This is a genomic window from Streptomyces sp. NBC_01235 (assembly GCF_035989285.1).
In the GTDB taxonomy this organism is placed as follows: domain Bacteria; phylum Actinomycetota; class Actinomycetes; order Streptomycetales; family Streptomycetaceae; genus Streptomyces.
In genome coordinates this window covers 9,878,377-9,900,750 of the sequence record NZ_CP108513.1, presented here as the reverse complement: position 1 = coordinate 9,900,750, position 22,374 = coordinate 9,878,377, and the positions used below count along the sequence as shown (strand labels likewise).

General features: G+C 71.4%; 21 protein-coding genes. 11 read left to right on the top strand and 10 right to left on the bottom strand.

Annotated features, from left to right (window positions below):
* Positions 1-246: 246 nt before the first annotated feature.
* Entirely contained in the window at positions 247-1,242 is a 996-nt protein-coding gene (locus tag OG289_RS44465; protein ID WP_327319698.1) for an SCO0930 family lipoprotein, read from the bottom strand.
* Between the two features lie 831 nt (positions 1,243-2,073).
* Between OG289_RS44465 and OG289_RS44460 the strand changes: the two genes are divergently transcribed.
* The 3 genes from OG289_RS44460 to OG289_RS44450 all read left to right on the top strand — a co-directional run bounded on the left by OG289_RS44460 (position 2,074) and on the right by OG289_RS44450 (position 3,785).
* On the top strand, positions 2,074-2,202 hold the full coding sequence (locus OG289_RS44460; RefSeq protein ID WP_327319697.1) for a hypothetical protein: 129 nt from the start codon (positions 2,074-2,076) through the stop codon (positions 2,200-2,202).
* Between the two features lie 21 nt (positions 2,203-2,223).
* Positions 2,224-2,988 carry a bestrophin-like domain gene (locus OG289_RS44455; RefSeq protein ID WP_327319696.1) on the top strand — a complete coding sequence of 255 codons (765 nt, stop codon included), beginning with the start codon at positions 2,224-2,226 and terminating at the stop codon, positions 2,986-2,988.
* Positions 2,989-3,254: 266 nt separating this feature from the next.
* The gene (locus tag OG289_RS44450) at positions 3,255-3,785 is read left to right on the top strand and encodes a hypothetical protein (protein ID WP_327319695.1); all 531 of its coding nucleotides are present in this window, start codon (positions 3,255-3,257) and stop codon (positions 3,783-3,785) included.
* Between the two features lie 102 nt (positions 3,786-3,887).
* Here OG289_RS44450 and OG289_RS44445 read toward each other — a convergent pair whose 3' ends face one another.
* Positions 3,888-4,394, bottom strand: a complete 507-nt coding sequence (locus OG289_RS44445) for a hypothetical protein (protein WP_327319694.1) — start codon at positions 4,392-4,394, stop codon at positions 3,888-3,890.
* A gap of 334 nt (positions 4,395-4,728) precedes the next feature.
* On the opposite strand from OG289_RS44445, the gene OG289_RS44440 reads away from it, so the two are divergent.
* Positions 4,729-5,397, top strand: a complete 669-nt coding sequence (locus OG289_RS44440) for a class F sortase (protein WP_327319693.1) — start codon at positions 4,729-4,731, stop codon at positions 5,395-5,397.
* Positions 5,398-5,430: 33 nt separating this feature from the next.
* Here OG289_RS44440 and OG289_RS44435 read toward each other — a convergent pair whose 3' ends face one another.
* Both OG289_RS44435 and lysX read right to left on the bottom strand, forming a co-directional pair.
* A complete protein-coding gene (locus tag OG289_RS44435) occupies positions 5,431-6,270 on the bottom strand; it encodes a polysaccharide deacetylase family protein (RefSeq protein ID WP_327319692.1) in 840 nt (279 codons plus the stop codon).
* A 91-nt stretch (positions 6,271-6,361) separates the two neighbouring features.
* Positions 6,362-9,628 (bottom strand): bifunctional lysylphosphatidylglycerol synthetase/lysine--tRNA ligase LysX, encoded by a 3,267-nt coding sequence (gene lysX / locus OG289_RS44430; RefSeq protein ID WP_327319691.1) that lies wholly within the window; start codon positions 9,626-9,628, stop codon positions 6,362-6,364.
* 131 nt (positions 9,629-9,759) lie between these two features.
* Here lysX and OG289_RS44425 point away from each other — a divergent pair, with 131 nt between their 5' ends.
* Positions 9,760-10,233, top strand: coding sequence for a universal stress protein (locus tag OG289_RS44425; protein WP_327319690.1), 474 nt, complete (start codon positions 9,760-9,762; stop codon positions 10,231-10,233).
* Positions 10,234-10,262: 29 nt separating this feature from the next.
* On the opposite strand, the gene OG289_RS44420 is transcribed toward OG289_RS44425, so the two are convergent.
* Complete coding sequence (locus tag OG289_RS44420; RefSeq protein WP_327319689.1) at positions 10,263-11,414, bottom strand: CapA family protein; 1,152 nt, start codon at positions 11,412-11,414, stop codon at positions 10,263-10,265.
* Positions 11,415-11,636: 222 nt separating this feature from the next.
* Between OG289_RS44420 and OG289_RS44415 the strand changes: the two genes are divergently transcribed.
* From OG289_RS44415 to OG289_RS44405, 3 genes are all read left to right on the top strand, one after another.
* The gene (locus OG289_RS44415; RefSeq protein WP_327319688.1) at positions 11,637-12,188 is read left to right on the top strand and encodes a sigma-70 family RNA polymerase sigma factor; all 552 of its coding nucleotides are present in this window, start codon (positions 11,637-11,639) and stop codon (positions 12,186-12,188) included.
* A 198-nt stretch (positions 12,189-12,386) separates the two neighbouring features.
* Complete coding sequence (locus OG289_RS44410; RefSeq protein ID WP_327319687.1) at positions 12,387-12,899, top strand: hypothetical protein; 513 nt, start codon at positions 12,387-12,389, stop codon at positions 12,897-12,899.
* Positions 12,900-13,040: 141 nt separating this feature from the next.
* Entirely contained in the window at positions 13,041-13,700 is a 660-nt protein-coding gene (locus OG289_RS44405; protein ID WP_327319686.1) for a zf-HC2 domain-containing protein, read from the top strand.
* Positions 13,701-13,718: 18 nt separating this feature from the next.
* On the opposite strand, the gene OG289_RS44400 is transcribed toward OG289_RS44405, so the two are convergent.
* Entirely contained in the window at positions 13,719-13,940 is a 222-nt protein-coding gene (locus tag OG289_RS44400) for a hypothetical protein (RefSeq protein WP_327319685.1), read from the bottom strand.
* Between the two features lie 436 nt (positions 13,941-14,376).
* Between OG289_RS44400 and OG289_RS44395 the strand changes: the two genes are divergently transcribed.
* Together OG289_RS44395 and OG289_RS44390 are read left to right on the top strand one after the other, a co-directional pair.
* Positions 14,377-14,766: a hypothetical protein gene (locus OG289_RS44395; protein ID WP_327319684.1), complete on the top strand. Its 390-nt coding sequence runs from the start codon at positions 14,377-14,379 to the stop codon at positions 14,764-14,766.
* Between the two features lie 3 nt (positions 14,767-14,769).
* The gene (locus tag OG289_RS44390) at positions 14,770-16,554 is read left to right on the top strand and encodes a caspase family protein (RefSeq protein ID WP_327319683.1); all 1,785 of its coding nucleotides are present in this window, start codon (positions 14,770-14,772) and stop codon (positions 16,552-16,554) included.
* 1 nt (position 16,555) lies between these two features.
* On the opposite strand, the gene OG289_RS44385 is transcribed toward OG289_RS44390, so the two are convergent.
* From OG289_RS44385 to OG289_RS44375, 3 genes are read right to left on the bottom strand one after another with little or no spacing between them, the layout of a single operon-like run.
* The gene (locus OG289_RS44385) at positions 16,556-17,419 is read right to left on the bottom strand and encodes an Fpg/Nei family DNA glycosylase (protein ID WP_327319682.1); all 864 of its coding nucleotides are present in this window, start codon (positions 17,417-17,419) and stop codon (positions 16,556-16,558) included.
* Positions 17,420-17,469: 50 nt separating this feature from the next.
* Complete coding sequence (locus tag OG289_RS44380) at positions 17,470-19,584, bottom strand: SpoIIE family protein phosphatase (RefSeq protein WP_327319681.1); 2,115 nt, start codon at positions 19,582-19,584, stop codon at positions 17,470-17,472.
* A gap of 45 nt (positions 19,585-19,629) precedes the next feature.
* Positions 19,630-20,037, bottom strand: a complete 408-nt coding sequence (locus OG289_RS44375; protein WP_327319680.1) for a hypothetical protein — start codon at positions 20,035-20,037, stop codon at positions 19,630-19,632.
* 98 nt (positions 20,038-20,135) lie between these two features.
* Between OG289_RS44375 and OG289_RS44370 the strand changes: the two genes are divergently transcribed.
* Positions 20,136-21,557, top strand: coding sequence for a lipase maturation factor family protein (locus tag OG289_RS44370; RefSeq protein WP_327319679.1), 1,422 nt, complete (start codon positions 20,136-20,138; stop codon positions 21,555-21,557).
* Here the strand turns inward: OG289_RS44370 and OG289_RS44365 are convergent.
* Positions 21,545-22,369 (bottom strand): amidohydrolase family protein, encoded by an 825-nt coding sequence (locus tag OG289_RS44365; RefSeq protein ID WP_327319678.1) that lies wholly within the window; start codon positions 22,367-22,369, stop codon positions 21,545-21,547. The genes OG289_RS44370 and OG289_RS44365 overlap by 13 nt on opposite strands.
* Positions 22,370-22,374 lie beyond the last annotated feature (5 nt).

Below are 22,374 nucleotides of genomic sequence, written 5' to 3'. Positions count from 1 at the left end.
TGACCGTCCGTTCCCGGTCACTGCCTGCGGCACGTGCCGAATCGACGACCCCCGAGGGGCTACGAAAAGTGCCCGGGCCGCTCCGGAGAGTTCCGAAACGGCCCCGAGGGCGGCGAAAGTCTACGCATACGCGGTATCAACGGGAAAACGACGATCCGCCCCCTCCGTGCGGCGTGGAGGGGGCGGACCGGTGATCGGACGCGCTGGTTCAAGCAGTTGCGGGGATCAGCCCTGGGGAGGTGATCTCTACTGCTTGGGCGCGCCGACCAGGTCTCCGTTGGGAGCCACGGCGTACCAGGTACCGCCGACGCCTTGCCCATTGATGTCTCCGGGGGCCTTGTCACCGGAGAAGGTGTAGATCGGGAAGCAGTTGATGGTCTGCTGCGGGTCGCCGTCGCCCCGGGTGAAGTTCATGTAGCCCTTCTTCTGGATCCCCTTGGTGTCGGCGAAGTCGACGGGCTCGACGACCGGCCACTTGTCCCGGCAGGCGCCGTTGCAGTTCGACACCGGCTTCGGCCACGCCTTGTCCTTGAGGAAGCGGTAGACCGTCATGCCGCTCTTGTCGACGACGATGTCACCGAGGTTGGCGTCCTTGCGGACGGACAGCCCCGCCTGGGCGGAGTCCGAGCCCGAACCCGAGCCCGAGTCCGACTTGGCCTTCTTGCCGTCGGGGGCCAGGGCGAACCACTTGTTGCCCACGCCCTGGCCGGTGGTGTCACCCGCCTTGGCGTCCTTCGCGTAGTAGTAGGCGGGCCAGCCGCCGACGGTGAGCTGCTTGCTGCCGTCGGGGCGGGTGACCTCGCCGAGCAGCGACTTGTCGATGCCGTCACCGGCGCTGAGGTCGTCGGCGGACACCGGCGGCCAGGTGGTCGCGCAGTCGCCCTCGCAGTTCGACTTCGGCGGTTCGGCGGTGTCCGCGTCGAAGCGGTAGAGGGTCTTGCCGGCACTGTCGGTAAGGATCTTGCCGAGCTCGGCGTTCGCGGAGATGGCCAGTTCACCGGCGCCCGCGGTCTGAGCGCCGGTACCGGTACCCGTGCCGACACCGCCGGTCACGCTGGCGCTCGCACTGGCGCCGACCCCGCCGTAGCCGCTGCCGACGCCGCCGATGCCACCGGCCGGGGCCGTGGCCCCGACGTTCTGGCTCGACGCCGACGTGCCGCTTTCCGATCCGCACGCCGAAGTCAGCGCCAGAACGGCCACGGTGCCCGCCGCGAGTGAGGCGCTCCGCCAGGTGGTCTTCATCGTCAACAACTCCCCGATCGTCACAAGGGTGTTGCAGCGCCCTGCTGCGCCGCCGCACGGCCCTGAGTACGCATGCGGGCGGTCGTTGTGTTCAAACCCGGCACAAAAAACTTTCCGCGACCTGTGACGCGACCTGTGACGCGGCCGGTGAGTCCGCCTGCGAGGCGGCCAGGGTCGGCCGGGTGGGTCGGCCGGTGGTTCGACCTGCCACTCGGTCGCACATGCACGCGACGGGCCGGATGCGCGGACGCACCATCGGCAAACCTTCGGACCCGAACTTCCCCCGTTCGGGGCAATCCCCGCCGGGCGCAGGCGTGGGCCGCCGCGTGAGGCCGCATGATCTCCGTCGTGCAAGGACCCCAGCAGACCCGATCCGCCCTCGTCACAAGGGCGTTGGCCCTGGTGATTGTGGCCTGGATCCTCGCGGCCGCACCGGCCGGGGTGGCCGCGGCCGACGCGTGCGCATACGCCTCGACGGGCCCGGACGGCGTCGACGCGGTGGCGGTCGCGGGGAGCAACTCGTGGCCGACTCCCCCGGTGTGCCCGCAGCAGACGCCGACACCCACCCCGACTCCCACACCACCGAAACCGAAGCCACCGCCCAAGCCGACGCCGCCCCCCACACCGACCCCGACCCCCAGCCCGCCCCCGAAACCCACCCCGACGCCGCCCCCCGAGCCCGGGCCGCCCGCGCCGAAGCCGCGCCCGAAGCCACCGGCGCCCGCGCCGCCCCGGCCCGCGGCACCCCTCCCCCGGCCGGCCCCCACCCCGACGCCGACGCCGACTCCCACCCCTACGCCCTCCCCCACACCACACCCCTCCGCGACCTCGGTGACCTATCCGGCGTACCGCTCCTCGGTGCACCAGCGGCCCGCCCCCGGTGGCCAGTCGCCGGTCACCTACGTCCTGCTCATCACCGTGCCCGCGGTGATCGCCGTCGCCGCGCTGCGACCGCGCTAACGATGATCCTGGAGGCATCACTTGCCGGAATGGCTTGTTCTCACCCTCGCGATGCTCGCCGCGTGCGCGGTGGTGGTCGTCGTCACCCTCGTACGGCACCGCAGGGCGCCCGAGGACGAGGACCCCTCCGAGACACCGGACGTCATCGAGTACATGACGATGTGGATCGGCGTGGTGTACGCCATCGTGCTGGGCCTGGCCATCGCGGGTGTCTGGGAGGCGCGCAGCGTCGCCCAGGACCACGTGCAGGCGGAGGCCCAGGCGCTGCACGAGATCTCGGAGCGCGTGCGGGTCTACCCGGCGGACGTCCGTGACCGCATTCGGGAGGATGTCAACGCCTATGTCGGACACGTCGTCACCACCGAGTGGAAGAAGATGGCCGACGACGGCGAGGTGACCGAGCGCGGCGACGAACTCCTCGAACGGATCCGGGTCGACGTCACCGACCACCAGCCGACGTCCGACTTCCAGGCGCAGGCCTACCAGCCGCTGCTCGACCAGATGGCCGCCGCCGACCAGGCGCGCAACGCCCGCGCGGCCTCGACCGGGGCGACCATGCCCGGCGTGGTGTGGTTCGGGCTGCTGGCCGGGGCCGTCATCACGATCGGCATGGTCTTCGCCCTGCAGATCCGGCGTACGCCCCGTGAACTGGTCCTGGCCGGACTGTTCTCCGCGCTCATCGCCTTCCTGCTCTTCCTGATCTGGGACTTCGACGCGCCCTACAGCCGGGGCATCACCGCGTCGGCGGAGCCGTTCCTCCACCTCTTCCCCCGATTCAAGGGATGAGGTCCCGCACGATCCAAGGGATGAGGTCCCGCAAGGGCTGACGCCCGCTCACCCTCACGTTCCCGCACCGGGGGACGGCCGCCACGCCGCCGCCGTCCCCCGGTCGCACGAACGGCGTCCCCTGTGCGGCCCACACGCTTACCCCATTCGCGCGACTGCGATCGCGGGAGCGCACACATGTTCCTAGCGTTTCGGTCATCGAGGTGCATTGATCGCGCAAGCGGAAAAAGGTCCGCAGCTGCTCCTCGGGGACCGGAGGATCCACCATGCGCGCGATACGCGTCGCTTCGGCCGCACTGCTGGGCGTGACCGCCCTGACCCTCTCCGCACCGGTCGCCTTCGCGAGCGGCGACGACGACAACCACTACGTCATGTCCAACGGCTATGGCGTGCTGCCGTTGACCATCGCGGCGGGCGGGCAGATCACCCTTCAGGTGGACCGCGGCGCCAGTGGCTGCAGAAGCTCCGTGACGGTCTCGTCGGGGGTGTTCGACACGGTCGTCATCCCGAGGGGGTCCTCGTCGGCGGTGGCCCTGGTCGACTGGGAGGCCAGGGTGGGCGCGTCGTACCGGGTGACGTTCGCCTGCGGCGGCATCAGCGCCGTCAAGGAGCTGACGATCGCCGGCGGCCGTCCGGACCATGTCACTCCGGTGCCGCGGGGTGTGCAGGCCGGCGAGGGCGGCAGCGTCGCCGGGTTCGACCTCGAGGAGATCGGGCTGGGCACCGCGCTCATCGCCGGATCGGTCGGCGCCGCGTACTACCTCTCGCGGCGCCGTAACGGGGAGGACGGCGGCTGACGGCCGACGGCCCCGCCGCGCGCAGGCCTTCGCCCCGGATCCCAGCAGGGACCGGGGCGAAGGCCTGTGTCACGTGCGGCCTTCGAGGGGCGGGAGCGGAGCTCAGATGCGGCGCTCGGCGCGGCGCCGCATCCAGAACAGACCGCCGCCGACCACCGCCGCGGCGACGAGCCCGCCGCCGATGGCCATGTCGGTCGGCGTGGCGCCGCTGGTGCTGCTGCCGCCGAGACCGCCGCGGACGCCGCCGATGACGGTGAAGGCGGCCGGGCGGGTCAGGGTCCGGCCGGAGCAGTTGACGGTGATGTCGTACGGGCCGGGCCGGGCGTTGTCGTTGATGGTCGCCGTTCCCTTGGCGGTCTGGTTGGCGCCGCTGATGGGGGTCAGCGTGGCCTGCGCGAAGGCGGGCGACGTCATGAAACCGCCGCCGGGGCAGCCGTCGACGGTGACCGTGATCTGTCCGCCGCGGGCGATGACGGCGGGCAGGACGACGATGTTGCTCGGGCTGACGCCCATGCCGTCGCGCGCGAGCGCCGTGGGAGCGGCGAGGCCGAGGGCGGCGACCGCGGCGGCTGAGACCGCCGAGGCCGCCAGGACACGAGTGGTACGCATGTGATCCTCCGCGGGAGGCGCCCCGGGGCCCGTCCCCGGCATGTCGGCGAGAAAGCACCTCCCGGAAAGACCCTCAGATGCCGTGCGCGCGCCCGCATTTCGGGAATGGTCCGTCCTGGTGAGAGGACACGCCGGGCGACATGCACACAATCGGATATCACCGCAGGTCACGGACCGTCAGAAAATTCCTGCCGTCGGCAACTCGGATGGCGCACCGAAGGACATGGGGGCCACCCGTTCGCTGCTGCCCCGTCGCCGGTTTCCCGCTCGGGACTTAGCGTTCTCGTATGCGCGAAAAGGACGTGGCGACGGCCGCGTCGAAAGGGGATGGCGAATGTCTGCGTACGAGCTGTCCGAGGTGGCGGAAGAAGAGGAGCGGCAGAAGAAGCGCGCCCCATGGGGCGTGATAGCGCTTGTTCTGCTGACCGGTCTCGCGCTCATCCGCAACGGGTCGGGGGAGTTCGACATCGGCCCGCCGCAGCCGGCCTCGGCGGCGGCCGCGGACAGCCGCACCGCCGGCGCCTTCGGCCGGACCCCGGCTCCGCTGCCGTACGCCGTGCCGGACCGGGTGCAGATCCCCGCCATCCGGGTGGACGCGCCGGTCATGCCGGTCGGCCTGGACACGGACGGCTGGGTGGCCGCGCCGCCGCCGGAGGACCCGAACCTGGCCGGCTGGTTCACGGGCGGGGTCTCTCCCGGCGAGAAGGGGACGGCGGTCGTCGTCGGCCATGTCGACAACAAACTGGGCCCCGCCGTTTTCTACGGTCTCGGAGCTCTGAAGAAGGGAAACCGCGTCGAGGTGGCGCGGAAAGACGGAAAGACCGCGGCCTTCGAGATCTACGGCATCGAGGTCTTCGAGAAGAACAACTTCCCCGGTGACCGCGTCTATGCCTCCAAGGGCTCTCCCGAACTGCGGATCATCACCTGCGGCGGCGGTTTCTCCAAGGCGAACGGATACGACGGGAACGTCGTCGCCTTCGCCCGCCTGGTCGAGGTCCGCTGAGCGGATCCCGACCGGGCGGGCGGGGGCTCTGCGTCAGGTGTACCGCCGGTGCGGGACGGTGATGTGATAGCCGGAATCCAGAAGCTGCGGCAGATATCTGCGCAGCGCCCGCACGCTCTGGGAGCGGTCGCCCCCGGCGTCGTGCGAGAGCACCACGACGCCGGGGGCGGCGCCCCGCTCGACCCGGTCGACGATGGTGCCGGTGCCGGGGGTGGTCCAGTCGAGGGTGTCGACGGTCCAGGCGAGGGGTTCCATGCCGAGTTCGGCGCCGAGTTGGAAGGCGGCGCGGTTCCAGGCGCCGTAGGGGGCGCGGAACCAGCGGGGCCGCTCACCGTAGCCCTCCTCGATGACGTCGCTGGTGCGGGACATCTCGGAGTGGATCTGACGGCGGGTGAGTGTCGTGAGCAAGGGGTGGGACCAGGTGTGGTTGCCGACGATGTGGCCGTCGTCGGCCATGCGCCCCAGCAGCTCCTGGTTGTCGACGGCCATCCCCCCGCACACGAAGAACATCGCGCGCACGTCGTACTCGGCCAGTGTGTCGAGGATGGCGGGGGTGTAGCGGGGGTCGGGGCCGTCGTCGAAGGTCAGCACCATGGTGCGGCCGCGGCCGGTGATCCTCAGCAGCGGTTCGCGGCGCACCGTGGTGCGGGCGGGCGCGGCGCGCGGGGGGCCGTAGCCGGTCAGCGGCTGGAGGCGGTAGGCGGAGGGCTTCAGCGGGAGGCTGCGCGCCGGGCCGCCGGCGGCGGGGGCGGCGGCCTTCACCGGCTTGCCGTCCCCGCCCCACACGAACACTCCGGCCGTGCCGACCGCTCCGACGGCGGCGGCGCCCGCGAGCAACGCACGGCGCCGCGTGAACAACTGATCCTTCTTCATGCAGTCATCAGTCGCCCGGCCGACCCCCGACGCACCACACCGACACCGCACCGGCGGCACGATTCCACCCGACCGGCGCAAGGCGGGTCGGTCAGCGGTGCCGTACCAGGGGGAACGGGAGCGTCTCCCGGATGGTCAGGCCGGTGAGGAACATGATCAGGCGGTCGACGCCGATGCCGAGGCCGCCGGTCGGGGGCATGGCGTATTCGAGGGCGTCGAGGAAGTCCTCGTCGAGTTCCATCGCCTCGGGGTCTTTGCCGGCGGCCAGCAGGGACTGCTCGGTGAGGCGTCGGCGTTGTTCGACCGGGTCGGTCAACTCCGAGTAGGCGGTGCCGAGTTCGGTGCCGAAGGCGACGAGGTCCCAGCGTTCCGCCAGACGGGGGTCCGTGCGGTGCTGCCGGGTCAGCGGGGAGACGTCCGTGGGGAAGTCCTTGTAGAAGGTGGGGAGTCGCGTCCTCTCCTCGACCAGGCGTTCGTACATCTCCAGGACCACGTCGCCTCGGCCGTCGTCCGGTGTGTACGGGACTCCGGCGCGGTCGCAGTGCCGGTGCAGGACCGTCAGGTGGGTGTCGGCGTCGATCTCCTCGCCGAGGGCTTCCGAGATCGCGCCGTGGACCGTCCTGACCGGCCACTGCCCGGAGATGTCGTACTCCCGCCCGTCCTTGCGGGCGACCGGCGCGCCGAAGGCGGCCGTGGCCGCGCCCTGGATCAGCTCGCGGGCCAGGTCGAGCATCACGTCGTAGTCGGCGTACGCCTGGTAGGCCTCCAACATCGTGAACTCGGGGTTGTGCTTGTAGGAGACGCCCTCGTTGCGGAAGGTGCGGCCCATCTCGAAGACCTTCTCCAGGCCGCCGACGCACAGCCTCTTCAGGTACAGCTCTGGGGCGATGCGCAGATGGAGGTCGAGGTCGTAAGCGTTGATGTGGGTGGTGAAGGGGCGGGCGTTGGCGCCGCCGTGGATCTGCTGGAGCATCGGTGTCTCGACCTCGAGGTAGCCGCGCTCCAACAGGCCCTGGCGCAGTGCCTGTACGGCGGTGGAGCGGGCCCGGACGATGTCGCGGGCGGCGGGGCTCGCGACCAGGTCGAGGTGGCGCATGCGGACCTTGGCCTCCGGGTCGGTGAGGCCGCGTCGTTTGTCGGGCAGCGGGCGCAGGCACTTGGCCGTCAGCTGCCAGGTCGTCGCGAAGACGGTCGGTTCGCCCTTGTCGCTGACGCCCGCGGTGCCCGTGGCGACGATGTGGTCGCCGAGGTCGGTGTCGGTCCGGAAGGAGCCGAGGGCCTCGCGGGTGAGGGCGAGTTGGTGGTCGCCCGACCAGTCCCGCAGCGTCACGAAGACGATGCCGCCGAAGTCGCGGACGCGCATGATCCGGCCGGCGACGGTGACCGTCTCCCCCGTGCGGATCTCGGCGAGGGTGTGGGTGGGGGGCGGGACGCCGACCGGGTAGGGGTCGATGCCCGCCGCGCGCAGCCGGTCGAGCTTGTGGTGGCGGACGCGGACCTGCTCGGGCAGGCCCGCGTCCGCACCGGTGGCCCCGGCCTCGTCCTCTCCGCCGAGGCCGAGCGCCGCCAGGGAGGGCAGGCCTTCGGTGGTGGCGGGGCGCGGCCCGCCCTGCGGGAGCCGCTTGCCCCAGAGCTTGCGCAGGGAGGGTACGGAGACGAAGCCCTCGGCGATGCCGGAGGCGAGACCGACCCGGGCGAGGGAGCCGGCGTCGCCGTAGCAGAGGAAGCGGGGATACCACTCGGGGTGGTACTTGGCGTTGGAGCGGTAGAGGGCCTCCAGTTGCCACCACCGCGAGAAGAACAGCAGCAGGCGGCGCCACAGCCGCAGGACGGGTCCGGCGCCGATGCGGGCTCCCTCCTCGAAGGCCGAGCGGAAGACGGCGAAGTTCAGCGAGATCCGTTGGATGCCGAGCTTGGGGGCGGCGGCGCACAGGTCGGCGACCATGAACTCCATGACGCCGTTGGGGGCGGAGCGGTCGCGGCGCATCAGGTCCAGGGAGATGCCGTCCGTGCCCCAGGGGACGAACGAGAGCAGGGCGAGCAGGCGGCCGTCCTCGTCCAGTGCCTCGACGAGGAGGCAGTCGCCGTCGGCGGGGTCGCCGAGACGGTCCAGGGCCATGGAGAAGCCGCGTTCGGTCTCGGTGTCGCGCCAGGCGTCGGCGCGGTCGATCACCTCCTCCGTCTCCTGGTCGGTGAGGGTGGAGTGGCGGCGGACCCGGCAGCCGGCGCCGGTGCGGCGCACCCGGTTCACGGCCTGCCTCGTGACCCGCATCTCGCGGCCGCCGAGGTCGAAGGAGGCGACGTGCAGGATCGCCTCGTCGCCGAGTTGCAGGGCGCCGAGGCCGGCACGGGCGAAGGCCTTCGCGCCGTCCTCCGAGGCGCCCATGACCGCGGGCGCCCAGGCGTGGCGGCGGGCCGCGTCCAGCCAGGCGGCGATGGCGTGCGGCCAGGCCTCGCGGTCGCCGACGGGGTCGCCGCCGGCCAGGCAGACGCCGGCCTCGACGCGGTAGGTGACGGCGGCCTTGCCGCTGGGCGAGAAGACGACGGCCTTGTCGCGCCGGGTGGCGAAGTAGCCGAGGGAGTCCCGGTCGCCGTAGGCCTTCAGCAGGGAGCGGATGCGGGTTTCCTCGTCGCCGTGCAGGGCGGCTTCCATGCGCTGGGAGCGGAAGAGGGTGGCGGCGGCGTCGAGGAGGGCGAGGGCCCCGAAGAGGCCGAGGAGGAAGAAGAGGGCGTGGGGCGGGCGTCCGTCGAAGGAGCGGGTGGAGACCAGGCCGCCCAGGACGCGGTTGGCGGCCCATCCGAAGCGCTGGCCTTCCGGCAGGGTGCCCGGGAACAGCTCCACCAGTCCCCAGCCCGCGAGGATCGCCAGGCCGAGCCCGACGAGCAGGACGGCGAGCGCCCGCCGCAGGGCCGCGCGGCGGGAGGCGGCGTAGAACTCCCCGCGGGCGACGACCAGGAGGACCAGGGCGAGCGCGCAGACCACCAGGGACGGAACGGACTGCGCGTACAGGCCGAGGGCCACGCCGAGGCTGTCGGTGAGGACGAGCAGACCGAGGTAGACGACGACCAGCCACCAGGCGGCCTTCTTGCGGGCGGCGGTGGCGGCGGCGAGCAGGAAGAGGAAGACGGCGTAGGCGAGGTTGGCGCTGACCGGGACGATGAGGAGGTCCAGGAAGCGGACGACCGGGCGCAGCAGGCCACGCAGGGGCGGGATGAGGGCGAGCAGGACGCACAGCAGGCCGAGGGCGCCGAAGAAGGCGGCGAAGCCTTGGGGCACCCGGCTGAGGAGGCGGCCCGCGGCTTGCCGTGTCGGGCCCGGGGTGTCCTCGGCCGTGGCCCTCTCCACGGTGGCACTCATGTTCCGACTGTAGGAACACCCGGGCCGCCCCGCCCGTCGAAGGCTGGAGGAGTGTGCCCCACCCCGCGTCTGCGGCATGATCGGCCGGACGGGTCCTGGCCGGACCTGCGGGTTCCGATAGCCTCTGGGCCGTGACGGAACAGCACTCGCAACAGCCAGCGCACCAGTTCGAGCGGGGCACGGACGGGCCCAAGGTCATCCTCGTCGGCGTGGACGGCTCCGACACCTCACTCCGGGCCGCGGCCTACGCCGCCGGTCTGGCCCGGCGCCAGCACGCGCTGCTCGCCGTGGTGTACGTGCAACCGGTGCTCGCGGCGGGCGCGGCGCTCGGGGTGCCGGTGGCGGAGGCGACCGACGAGATCGCCGAGGACCTGGTCGCGCAGATCAGGGAGGCCACGGAGCGGACCCGGGGGATATTCGACGTGCGCTGGGAGTTCCACACCTTCCCCGGCGACCCGTACGGCGGCCTGGTGAAGGCGGCGGACCAGCTGAAGGCGGACGCGGTGGTGGTGGGCGCCTCCGAGCAGGCCGGCCACCGGATCGTGGGATCCGTCGCGGTCCGGCTGGTGAAGGCGGGGCGGTGGCCGGTGACGGTGGTGCCGTAGCACCCCCGTCACCCCGAAGGCACCGGCCGTTACTCCCCCATCACCAGCCCGTCCTTGGCCGCGCCCCGGCTGAGGACGACGTCCCTGATCCGGTCGCGCACTCCCTCGACGTCGGCGCCGTGGGCGAGGGCCTTGTTGAGGTCGACCACCCGTCCGGCGTCGATGTCGAACATCTGCGGCACGAACTCGGCCTTGCGCACCTTCCAGCGGCCGCCGTGCCGGGCGGGCGGGGCGAAGGTGAAGCGGGCGACGGTGGACTGGTTCCCGCGCGGGTCCTGGACGCCCTGCGGGTTGAACATCTCGCCCGCGATCTGGTCGCCCATGCCGTAGACGACCCAGGTGCCGTTGACCTTCTCGTAGGCCTGGGGGACGTGGGCGTGGGTGCCCAGGATCAGGTCGATGTCCGGGCGGCCGTCCGTGCGGGAGGCGGTGAGCGTGCGGGCGAGGGTGAGCTGGCGGTCGTCCGGACCGTCCTGCCATTCGGTGCCCCAGTGCACGGAGACGACGACCACGTCGGCGCCCGCCTTCCGGGCGGCCCTGGCGTCGGCGACGATCCGGTTCTCGTCGATGAGGTTGACGGCCCAGGGCTGTCCCGGCGGGGCCGGGTAGCCGTTGGTGTCGTAGGTGTAGGCGAGGTGGGCGACGTGCGCCGCGCCCGCGCGCAGGAGCGTCACCGAGTTGGCCTCGGCCTCGGTGCGCGCGGTGCCCGCGTGCCGCACGCCGGCGCCGTCGAGCGCGTCGAGGGTGCGCTGTACGCCGGCGGCGCCGTCGTCGAGGCTGTGGTTGGAGGCGGTGGAGCAGCCGTCGTAACCGGTGGCGGCGAGGGCCGGGGCGATCTCGGGCGGGGACTTGAAGACGGGATAGCCGGTGTAGTCGCCGTTCGCGCCGTAGACGGTCTCCATGTGACACAGGGCCAGGTCGGCGCGGGAGACGACGGGTTTGATCCCCTCGAACATCGGGCGGAAGTCGTAACCGGTGCCGCCGGCGTCGAAGCGGGCACGGTCGATGACGGTGGCGTGCGGGAGGATGTCGCCGGAGGCCACGAGCGTGAACCCGCGGGCGGCGGACGGCGCCGGGAGTCCGGACCTCTCGGCCGGCCGGTGGTCTCGGGCCTGGCAGGCGGCGGCCGACGCGAGGACGGCCGTCAGGGCCAGGGCCACCTGGCGTCTGCGTGCGATCACCTGGTCACCCCACTTCACAGGAATTGTCATATTTACGCACGCATCAGTAGTAATCCATGAGAGGCGGCGGACCGCCCCGGCACTCCCTTCGTCCAGGGCCGATGCCCGCGATCGGCGTAGCCCGGACCGTTCGTCGAACCGTTCGTCGACGCGATCGACCGTCCGCCGCAGATCCCTGTGCATGCACTGTCCCGAACCGGCGCACTGCGGTGCCATACGCCCATGACCGCCGGAACCACCCTCACCGCGACCGGGCCGACGACCGCCGAGCACGAGCTCGCCGCGCTCCAGCGCGAGCACGGCCGGCCGCTCTTCGCGCTGCTGCTGAGGCTGTCCGACGGCGACCGCCAGCGCGCCGAGGACCTCGTCCAGGAGACCCTGGTGCGCGCCTGGCAGCATCCCGAGGCGCTGCGCGCGGACTCCTTCGACTCCGTACGGCCCTGGCTGCTCACCGTGGCCCGGCGGCTCGCCATCGACGCGCGCCGGGCCCGGCAGGCGCGGCCGGCGGAGGTCGGGGACGCGGTGCTGGAGAACGCGCCGGTGTACGCCGACCATGCCGAGCGGGCGGCCGCGGCCCTCGATGTGCGCGAGGCTGTGAAGACACTCACTCCGGAACACCGTGAAGTCCTGGTGCTGGTGTATTTCCAAGGGGCGAGTGTGGCGGAGGCCGCCGAAACCCTCGGAATTCCACCGGGTACCGTGAAGTCCCGCGCGTACTACGCGCTGCGCGCCCTGCGCCGGGTGCTTCCGGGATACGCGGCCGACCTGCGCTGAAACCCACGGCTCGGTCAAGCCTCCGTAAAGCGCCTTGCCGAGGACCCCCTTTGAGTAATCGGGTGTCCTTATCCGTGTTCCGGATGGGGTCCTGTCGCCGGATTCCCGTCCGCCCGCCGGGCCGACGGGAATCCGGCGACAGGGCCCCAGAGTCCCGGCGACGGGCGACGCGCACGCACCGGAGGAAGGCAGGAAGGGATGCTGCACAGAGGTCACCAGAGCACGGACGGCACCGGCGGCGGTGAACTCACCGTCCCCATGGCCTGGTTGTACGCCGAGTACATCGCCGACGAACTGCTGCGGACAGGCGATCTGATGCCGCCGACGTCCTTCGAGTTCCGCGCCGGGCGCGACGCCCTGGCGCTGACCATCTTCCTGTCCGACACCGACGGCGAACTGTCCGGCATCCGGGTCGTCACCCAGTTGGAGACCTGGCTTTCGCTCACGGCGTACGACCAGCCGTGGCAGGACTGGGTCGGCGAACGTATGACCCAATTGACGGCCGAAGCCGCCGAGTTGGACGGTCCGGCCCCGGACCTCGAACTGGCGGCCGCGGCCTGGCGCTGGCTGGAGGAGACGGAGCTGCTGGCTCCCGACCTCAACGCGGTGCCGGGCGGTGCGCCGGTGGGCGAGGAGGACGGACCCAAGGTCTGGACGCCGGCCTGGCAGCTCGGACTGCCTCTCGGCCACCTCGCGATTCATCTTTTTTAGATTCGCACCAATCCGCGGGCCGGACCGCTCCGAACATCTGGGTCACGATTCGGTACGCGGCTTGAGTGATTCGCCTGTCGGGTGCGTACCGATGGGAGCAAGGAGTAACCCCACTGGCACTCAACGGCACGAGGTTTCGGCATGAGGTCCCTGGAAAGGCATCGCGACGTCGGCGCGTACGCGCTCGGCGTGCTGGACGAAGCGGAAGCCTTCCGCTTCGAGGACCACCTCATGGAGTGTCCTCAATGCGCGGCGCAGGTCACCGAGTTCGGCCCGACCGCCCGACAGATGATGCTCTACCGGCGTGCCACCCCGCGCGCCGTGCACCCCTTCGCCGGGCCCGGCCCGCAGCTGCTGGACCGGCTGCTCGGCGAGGTGGCGGCCCGGCACCGGGCCGTGCGCCGGCGGGTGCTGTACGCCGTGGCCGCCTCGGTGGTGATCGCCCTGGCCGGTCCGGTGATCGCGATGATGGCGGGCGGTGGCAGCGGCGCCGAGGACACCGTGCGGGTCACCGCGACGGACGAGAAGTCCGGGGTGTGGGCGCAGGTCACCACCGCGAACGAGGCGTGGGGCAGCCATGTGGAGCTGAAGGTCAAGGACGGGGCCGGCCCCCGCTCCTGCCGCCTGATCGCCATCGGCCTCGACGGCTCCGAGCAGACGGTCACCAGCTGGATCGTCCCCAAGCACGACGCCCGCCCCAACACCATGCAGGGCGCCGCGGCCTGGCACCCCGACGAGATCGCCCGATACGAGTTGCGCACGGCGACCGGCGAGCACCTGGTGACGCTCGACGCCCACTGACATCGGCCCGAAGTGAGTTCAGGTCACTTCGATGTCGACGTACACCGGGCAGTGGTCCGACGCCTTGGGCTTGTTCTGCCCGAGGCCCGGGAAGTGCTCGCCCTTGTAGCGCGTCGCCCGCAGCGGCATGCCCTTGCGGAGGATCACGGGCGGATCCGGGATGCGGGCGCCGAAGGAGGCAGAGGGCAGCAGGTGGTCCAGTCGGCGGTACTCCTCCCTCCTCCGAAGCAGTGCGTCCACCGATGTCCCCGAGGACGACGAAGGGCTGGTCCGCGGGCTGCCGGCCGAAGCGCTCGACATCGTCCCGGAAGCGCCAACGCGCGAACAGGTTCTCGCAGTCGAACGTGGCCAGGCGGACTGTGCTGGACATGGCCCCTCCACGCGGCAGCGGCAGCGGTCGTCGGCCGGGACGGTCGGGCGGACGGCAGGTCGGCGACACGCCCCTGCCGCCACCGCGCGTACGTGATGTCCGACGAAAGCCCGATCGGTGATTTCCGCGTCTCTCCCTGCGAATGGACCCACAAGCCGCCAGGGAAATACGCAAGTTGAATCCCGCACCATTCCGGCGCGACGTGCGCTGTGTGCACGATGTGCGCGATGTGCGTGATTTGCGGCGGCGCGGTCGACGGAAGAAAATGACACTGACGACGTGGAACCACCGGAGGTGGAGCCACCGATGGAAAAGACCCTGCACATCCTCCTGACCGAAGAGGACGCGGACGCCGAGGCGATCGCGGAGCGGACCGAAAAGCTGCGCCAGGATCTTCTGCAGCTCGACGTGGACTACGTCACGCCCCTCACCGGCGAGGAAGAGATCCCGCCCGGCGCCCGGGTTGTGGAGATCGCCACGATCGGAGCCCTGCTGGTCGGCCTGGGCAGCTCGACCGCCGGGCTGTCCCAGGTCATGACCGCCATCCGCGAATGGCGGTCACGCTGTCATGGCTCTCGCCCCACCCTGCGGCTGAAGCTGGACAACGACGAACTGGAAATCTCCGAAGCGACGACGGAACAGGTGTCGGAGGCGTTCGACCTGTTCCTCGGCCGCCATTCCGCCATCGAGGCATGAGCCATGACCACCACCCGGCATGCGCTGATCATCGCCAATGACCGTTACGACGACCAAGGGCTGAAGAAGCTACGGGCACCGGCGCAGGACGCTGCGGCTCTCGCGGGGGTTCTGCGGGATCCCGAAATCGGCGATTTCGAAGTCGACGTCATGGAGAACAAATCCGTCCAGGACCTTCGCCGGTGTATCCAGACCTTCTTCAACAAGCGCAGACGCGACGACACGCTCCTGGTGCACTTCTCCTGCCACGGGATCAAGAGCGAGTCCGGCGAACTGTACTTCGCCGCCAGGGACACCGACCATGAACTGCTGGATGCCACTGCGCTTCCCTCCCACTTCGTGCGCCGGTGCATGTCCGACACGCGGGCAGGCAGGACCGTTCTGTTCCTGGACTGCTGCTACGCCGGCGCCTTCTCGCGGGGGTCGTCCACACGCGCCTCCGGGAAGGTGCACGTCCTGGAATCATTCGCGGGCGACAAGCCTCCCGGCGGGCGGGGCAGGGCCGTCATCACGGCGTCCAACTCGATGGAGTACGCCTTCGAGGGACCCGACCTCGCCGACTCCGCTCCGCAGCCGTCGGTGTTCACGCACGCGGTGGTGCGGGGACTGGAGACCGGCGAGGCCGACCGCGACGGAGACGGCGAGGTCTCACTCGACGAGCTGTACGACTACGTCTTCGACCGCGTTCGGGACGCAAACCCGAACCAGACACCCCAGAAGAACGTGGAGATGGAGGGGGACCTGCATCTGGCGCACAGCAGGCGTGGCCGCATCAAGATCGTCAAAGCCGACTCGCCGGATGCCCTGCTGGCCGGCATCCACAGCGACAACGTCATCACCCGGCAGGGGGCCGTCCTGGAGCTGCGGTCCCGGCTTCAGGACGATTACCTGCCCGTGGCCGAAGGGGCGCGCCAGGACCTCGAGGAGATCGCGCGCGCCGACATCCATCAGGTCGCCGAGCAGGCGCGCAGCGCGCTGCGCGAGATCCGCGTGACGCCCTCACCGGACCGTCTGGACTTCGGTCGGGTGACGCGTGGCTCGGTCTCCCCGCGGGAGTCGGTGGCCCTGGGCGGCCCGCCCCTGGCCCGGCACTGTGTCGCCCAGTCCACGCAGTCGTGGCTGCGGGTCGAACCGGTCCCGAACGGTCTGAACGTCAGCGTGGACACGACCAACGAGGGGCACCTGTCCGGTGACATCGTGCTCAAGGGCGTCGCCGACGACGCACAGGTCCATGTGGAGGCGGTGGTGACACCCGCATCCCCGACCGTCTGCCCCGACCCCCCGGAACGACCGCCGGAAACCGGTCCCGAAACCGGTCCCGACACGGCCGTCATCGACCCGCAGTCATCCGTGACGCGCACGCAGGAGACAGTCACCACGCGCCGTCCGCCCTCGCCTCCGCCCAGGCCCCACCGGGCCCCCGCCCTCGCCGGCGTCGCCCTCGCCCTCGCCGTCACGGCGGTCGTCACGGTCGTCCTGGTCGTTCGGAAAGCGGCGGACGCCGTGGACATGCGGCTCGACGACGGGCGCTCGGGTCAGATCGAGTGGTACGTCCACGATCTCGGCGCGCTCGTGCCGCTCACCATCGCCCTGATCGCCGCCCCCGTCGCACTCGTCCTGAGCGCGCTGGCCCGGCACGATCTGGACGGGCGGCCGGACCGCTACCCGAAGTCGGCGTCGCACAGCACGAGGTCCGTCCTCTCATGGGCGAAGGGCCTGGCCGTGCCGTCCCTGGTCCTGGCCGTTCTCGTGTGGGTGACGTACCTCGTGGGCAGCGCCCACTGGTGACCTACTTCAGCAGCCGGGACATCCGGCGGTCCGCCAGCGGCTTGCCGCCGGTCTGGCAGGTCGGGCAGTACTGGAGCGAGGAGTCGCTGAAGGAGACCTCGCGGACGGTGTCGCCGCACACCGGGCAGGATTCGCCGGTGCGGCCGTGGACGCGCAGGCCGCTCTTCTTCTCGGCCTTGAGGCGCCCCGCCGCCACACCCCGCGAGCGCTCGACCGCCTCGGTGAGCGTCGTGCGCAGGGCCTCGTAGAGGGTGTGGGTCTGCTCGGGCGTCAGGGACGCCGCGAGCTTGAAGGGGGACATCCTCGCCGCGTGCAGGATCTCGTCGCTGTAGGCGTTGCCGACGCCCGCGATCAGGCTCTGGTCGCGCAGGGCGCCCTTGAGTCGGCGGCGCTCGCCGGCGAGGAGTGCGGCGAAGCGGGGCTCGTCGAAGTCGGCGGCGAGCGGGTCGGGGCCCAGCCGGGCGACGCCGGGGACCTGCTGCGGGTCTCGGACGACGTACACCGCGAGCCGCTTCTGGGTGCCGGCCTCGGTGAGGTCGAAGCCCTCTCCTGTCTCCAGGGCGACCCGCAGGGCGAGGGGGCCCCTGCCGGGGCGCGGCGGGCCGTCGGGAAGACGGTCCTTCCAGTGCAGCCAGCCCGCGCGGGCGAGGTGCGTGACGAGGTGCAGTCCGTCGCCGGTCGTCAGGTCGAGGAACTTGCCGTGCCGGCGCACGGCGGTGACTTCCTGTCCCTCCACGGCGGTGACGGGCGGGTCGTACGTCTTCAGCACGCTGATCGCGACGGGCAGCACGCGCACGATCTCGTGGCCGACGAGATGTTCGGCCAGGAAGTCCTTGAGCGCTTCCACCTCGGGGAGTTCCGGCATACGTCCAGAGTGCCACGAGGGGTCACCGGTCCTCACGTCACGTCCTCACGTCACGTCCTCCGTCTGCGGTCCTCGCGTCTGCGGTCCTCGCGTACGACGAACTCGCACCACACGCACTTGCCGCCGCCCCGCGCCTCCACGCCCCACGCGTCGGTGAGCAGGTCCACCAGCAGCAGGCCCCGCCCCGAGACACCCGACTCGCCGGCCTCGCGGCGGCGCGGGAGGGCGCTGGAGGAGTCCTCGACCTCGACGCGCAGCCGGCGTTCGCCGCCGGTGAGCGCCCGCAGGGTGACGATCGCGGAGCCCTCGGTGTGCATGAGGGCGTTGGTGATCACCTCGTCGGCGACCAGCTCGATCTCGTCGGAGCGGTCCCGGGCGCCCCAGGCACGGACGGCGGCGCGGATCATGTGCCGGGCCTCGGTGAGGGCCTCCGGGTCGCCGGGCGCCACGTGCTGCTGAAGCCGGCTCCCTGCCTGCGGGCTGTCCGGGCCGCGCCGGCGCAGCAGGAGCAGGGCGACGTCGTCGTCCCCGCCCTGCTCCTCGGCGACCTCGATGAGCTGGTCGGCGAGCTTCCGTACGTCCGCGGGGCCCGCGGCGACCATGGCGGCGAGGGCCCGCATGCCGTCGTCGACGTCGGCGCCGGGCTTCTCGACGAGACCGTCGGTGCACAGCAACAGGGTGTGGCCGGGGTCGAGCTCGACGGTGCCGACGGGGTACTGCAGGCTGCCGAACTCGGCGGACAGGCCGAGCGGCAGGCCGCCGGGCACGGAGATGCGCCGGCAGGTCCCGTCGGGGGAACGCAGAAGGGGGTCGATGTGCCCGGCGCGGACCACCTGCACGACCCCGGTGGAGAGGTCGGCCTCCGCGTACAGGCAGGTGGCGAAGCGGTCGGTGTCGAGCTCGTGCAGGAAGACGGAGGCCCGTGCCATCACGGTGGCCGGGGTGTGGCCCTCGGCCGCGTAGGCCCTCAGAACGATGCGCAGCTGGCCCATGACGGCGGCGGCGTGCGTGTCGTGACCCTGGACGTCGCCGATCACGGCGCCGACCCGGCCCCCGGGCAGCGGGATCAGGTCGTACCAGTCGCCACCGATGTCCCGGCCCAGGGAGCCGCCGATGGTGGCGGCACGGTAGCGGACGGCGACGTCGGCGCCGGGCACGCTGGGGATGGTGCGCGGCAGCATGGCCTGCTGGAGGCCCTGGGCGATGTCCTTCTCCTGCTCGTAGAACATGGCGCGTTGCAGGCTCTGCGCGATGCTGCTGCCGAGCGCGACGAGTATGTTGCGCTCCTCCGTGGTGAAGCCGCGGCGGTCGCTGTAGAGCAGGCCCATCGCGCCGATCGGGCGGGCCTGCACGATGAGCGGCAGATAGGCCGCCGAGGTGATCTTCAGGTCGGTCAGGTGCGGCCACAGCACGGGATAGCCGCCCGCGAACTCCTCCGGTGACTCGATGAAGCGGGGCGTGAGGGTGCGCACGACCTCGCTCATCGGGTACGGCTCGTCGATCCGGGTGACCAGCGTGCCGGGCACGAAACTGCCCTCCGGCCCCTCGGCGATCAGCCGGATCCGCCCGGCCTCGACCAGGCCCATGACGAGGCTGGTCGCGCCGAGGTGGGTGAGGCCGTGGGTGTCCTTGAGGACGTCGATGACGTCCTGCACGGTGCGGGCGTGCGCCAGGGCCGCCGTCGTGAGCTGGACGACGTTGGTCTGCTCGCGGCGCGCGTCGTCGAGGGCGGCCTCGTCACGGCGGGCGGCGAGGTCGCTCAGCTCGTCGGTCGCGTCGCGCACGATGCCGACGATGCGGCGCGGGCGGCCGATGTCGTCGCGCCGGATGCAGCCCTGCGTGTGGGTCCAGCGCAGAGTGCCGTCGCGCAGCCGCATACGAAAGTAGGCGCCGTAGTTCTCGCTGCCGTCCTTGATGGCCTGGGAGACCAGCTCGTCCAGCCGGGTGCCCTCGGCCGGCGGGACCCGGACGGCGAGGGAGGCAGGGTTGCCGTCGTACTCGTCGGGTCGCAGGTCGAAGATCTCGTGAGCCCGGGCGTCCATGTGGAACTGCCCGGAGTCCAGGTCCCAGTCGAAGCTGCCCATGCGGTTGAGCGCCAGGATCGGATCCGGGTGGGCGGGCCAGTCGTCCGGGAGTGACAGGGCGCTCGCTCCCCGATCAACCATGGGGCCACCTTGCCAGGATTTGCCCGATTCTTCGACCGGGGGCCTTCAGCCGGGGAGGATGTCGGACTCGTCGGGCCCGTCGGGGATCAGCCCGCCGCCGTCGGGCGGATCGGGGACCTCCGGGACGGTCTCGGGGCCGATGGCGCCGGGGTCGACTTCAACGGCTTGGTCGGGTTCGAGGACGACGGGGAGACCGGGGGCGTCGGGTTCGACGCCACGGTCGCGCGCGGCGTGGGGGCCGGGGTCGGGCCCGGCGTCCGAACCTGCGGCGTCGAAGGTGTCGGCGAAAGGGTCGTCGAGGCGGTCGGTCAAGAGGACGCGCCCCTCGACCGCCGGCGCGATGACCTCCGAGTCCGGCGCCGGATCCTTCCCCGCCTCGCCGCCGTGGCCGGCGACGAGAAGCGCCGCGGCGAGCGCGCAGGCGGTGACGAGACCGGCAGTGGGTAGTCGCACGACCACTATTGTCTGCTCCACCCACCCTCGTCACGCAAACGGAAGCAGGGGAACACGCATGGTGACGAGGTCAGAATGGAGAAGAGGAGCGCACGGTCGTGGACTGGTTCACCGCACCCGAGTACTGGCTGAGCCGGCTGGTCTTCCAGCGGGCCCTGGCCGGCGTGTACCTGGTCGCGTTCCTGACGGCGGCGTGGCAGTTCCGGGCGCTGCTGGGGGAGCGCGGGATGCTGCCGATCCCCCGCTTCGTCGAGCGGGTGCCGTTCCGGACGGCCCCGAGCCTGTTCCAGCTGCGCTACTCCGACCGCCTCTTCGCAGCCGTCGCCTGGACGGGCTGCGCGGTGTCGGCGGCGCTGCTGGCGGGGCTGGACGGCCGACTGCCGCTCTGGGCCGGGATGGTGCTGTGGCTGGTGCCGTGGGCGCTGTACCTGTCGATCGTGAACGTCGGCCAGACGTGGTACTCGTTCGGCTGGGAGTCCCTGCTGCTGGAGACCGGCTTCCTCGCCGTGTTCCTCGGCAACGACGAGGTGGACCCGCCGATCCTCGTGCTCTTCCTGGTGCGCTGGATCCTGTTCCGCGTCGAGTTCGGCGCGGGCCTGATCAAGATGCGCGGCGACCCCTGCTGGCGGAAGCTGACCTGCCTCTACCACCACCACGAGACCCAGCCGATGCCGGGCCCGCTGAGCTGGTTCTTCCACCACCTGCCCAAGCCGCTGCACCGCGTCGAGGTGGCCGCGAACCACTTCACCCAACTCGTCGTGCCGTTTGCGCTGTTCGCCCCGCAGCCGGTCGCGACGGGGGCCGCGTCCCTGATGATCCTGACCCAGCTGTGGCTGGTGCTGTCGGGCAACTTCTCCTGGCTGAACTGGATCGCCATCGTCCTGGCCGTGCCCGCCCTCGGGCTCCCCTCCGACCACCGACCGGCCGCCGCCGCGCCGCTCTGGTTCGAGATCGTGGTCCTCGCCGCGGCCGCGCTCCTGCTGTTCCTCAGCTACCACCCGGTGGTCAACATGCTCTCCCGCCGCCAGGTGATGAACCGCTCCTTCGACCCGCTGCACCTGGTCAACACCTACGGCGCCTTCGGCAGTGTGAGCCGGATCCGTTACGAGGTGGTCGTCGAGGGCACGCTCGACGACGTGCCGCGCGAGGAGTCCGACTGGCGGGAGTACGAGTTCAAGGGCAAGCCTGGCGATCCCCGGCACTGGCCGCGCCAGTTCGCCCCGTACCATCTGCGTCTGGACTGGCTGATGTGGTTCGCCGCGCTCTCCCCCGCGTACGCCGGGCCCTGGTTCGGCGCCCTGGTGGAACGGCTGCTGGAGAACGACCGCGACACCCTGAAACTGCTGCGCCGCTCCCCCTTCCCGCCCGACGAGCCTCCGCGCCACATCCGCGCCCGCCTCTTCCGCTACCGCTACACGACCTGGCGTGAGCTGCGGGAGACGGGCGCGTGCTGGGAGCGGACGTACGTGCGGGAGTACCTGCCGCCGACGCGGCTGGCGAGGGCGGCTCAGAGGTCGTAGACGCGGACGGCGGTGGTCTCGAAGATCTGGTCGTGGTCGCACGGGTCGGTCAACTGCCGTGCGAGGTCGAGGACTTCGCCGTACGACGCGGTGGGCGTGCACACCGGCCAGTCCGAGCCGAACATCAGCCGGGCGGGGCCGAAGGCCTCCAGTACCGTGTGCGCGTACGGGCGCAGGTCGTCGATGCTCCAGGACACGGGATCGGCCTCGGTGACCATGCCGGAGAGTTTGCAGACCGTGTTGGGCAGGGCGGCGAGGGTCCTGATGTCGCAGGCCCAGGGCTCCAGCGCGCCGGAGGCGATGGGCGGCTTGCCCAAGTGGTCGAGGACGAAGGTGAGTTCGGGCAGGGAGGCGGCCGCCTTGGTGCAGGCCGGGAGCTGGTGGGGCAGCACCACCAGGTCGTGGACCAGCCCCGCGTCGGCGACGGCGGCCAGACCCCGCCGTACGTCCGCCCGCAGCAGCCACTCCGGGTCCGGCTCGCCCTGGACCTGGTGCCGGATCCCCTTGAGGTACCGGCCGCCGGGGAGTTCCCGCAGCCGGGCCAGTTCCTCGGCCACATCCGGGCGGGTGAGGTCGGTCCAGCCGACGACGCCCGCGATCAGCTCGTGCCCGGCCGCGAGGGCGAGGAACTCGGGGGTCTCCTCGGCCACGGTGACCGTCTGGACCAGGACGGTACGGTCGATCCCGGCCGCGCGGGCCTGCGGCACGAGATCCTCGACGGCGAAGTCCCGCCGGAGCGGGCTGCCTTCGTCGATCCAGTCCTGGTCCCGTACGGACAGGTCCCAGACGTGGTGGTGGGCGTCGACGGTCATGGCAA

Bases quoted from the DNA above. Each gene is read 5' to 3' on its own strand.
- OG289_RS44465 (WP_327319698.1), bottom strand. From the start codon at position 1,242: ATGAAGACCACCTGGCGGAGCGCCTCACTCGCGGCGGGCACCGTGGCC.
- OG289_RS44450 (WP_327319695.1), top strand. From the start codon at position 3,255: ATGCGCGCGATACGCGTCGCTTCGGCCGCACTGCTGGGCGTGACCGCC.
- OG289_RS44445 (WP_327319694.1), bottom strand. From the start codon at position 4,394: ATGCGTACCACTCGTGTCCTGGCGGCCTCGGCGGTCTCAGCCGCCGCG.
- OG289_RS44440 (WP_327319693.1), top strand. From the start codon at position 4,729: ATGTCTGCGTACGAGCTGTCCGAGGTGGCGGAAGAAGAGGAGCGGCAG.
- OG289_RS44435 (WP_327319692.1), bottom strand. From the start codon at position 6,270: ATGAAGAAGGATCAGTTGTTCACGCGGCGCCGTGCGTTGCTCGCGGGC.
- lysX (WP_327319691.1), bottom strand. From the start codon at position 9,628: ATGAGTGCCACCGTGGAGAGGGCCACGGCCGAGGACACCCCGGGCCCG.
- OG289_RS44415 (WP_327319688.1), top strand. From the start codon at position 11,637: ATGACCGCCGGAACCACCCTCACCGCGACCGGGCCGACGACCGCCGAG.
- OG289_RS44410 (WP_327319687.1), top strand. From the start codon at position 12,387: ATGCTGCACAGAGGTCACCAGAGCACGGACGGCACCGGCGGCGGTGAA.
- OG289_RS44405 (WP_327319686.1), top strand. From the start codon at position 13,041: ATGAGGTCCCTGGAAAGGCATCGCGACGTCGGCGCGTACGCGCTCGGC.
- OG289_RS44395 (WP_327319684.1), top strand. From the start codon at position 14,377: ATGGAAAAGACCCTGCACATCCTCCTGACCGAAGAGGACGCGGACGCC.
- OG289_RS44390 (WP_327319683.1), top strand. From the start codon at position 14,770: ATGACCACCACCCGGCATGCGCTGATCATCGCCAATGACCGTTACGAC.
- OG289_RS44385 (WP_327319682.1), bottom strand. From the start codon at position 17,419: ATGCCGGAACTCCCCGAGGTGGAAGCGCTCAAGGACTTCCTGGCCGAA.
- OG289_RS44380 (WP_327319681.1), bottom strand. From the start codon at position 19,584: ATGGTTGATCGGGGAGCGAGCGCCCTGTCACTCCCGGACGACTGGCCC.
- OG289_RS44365 (WP_327319678.1), bottom strand. From the start codon at position 22,369: ATGACCGTCGACGCCCACCACCACGTCTGGGACCTGTCCGTACGGGAC.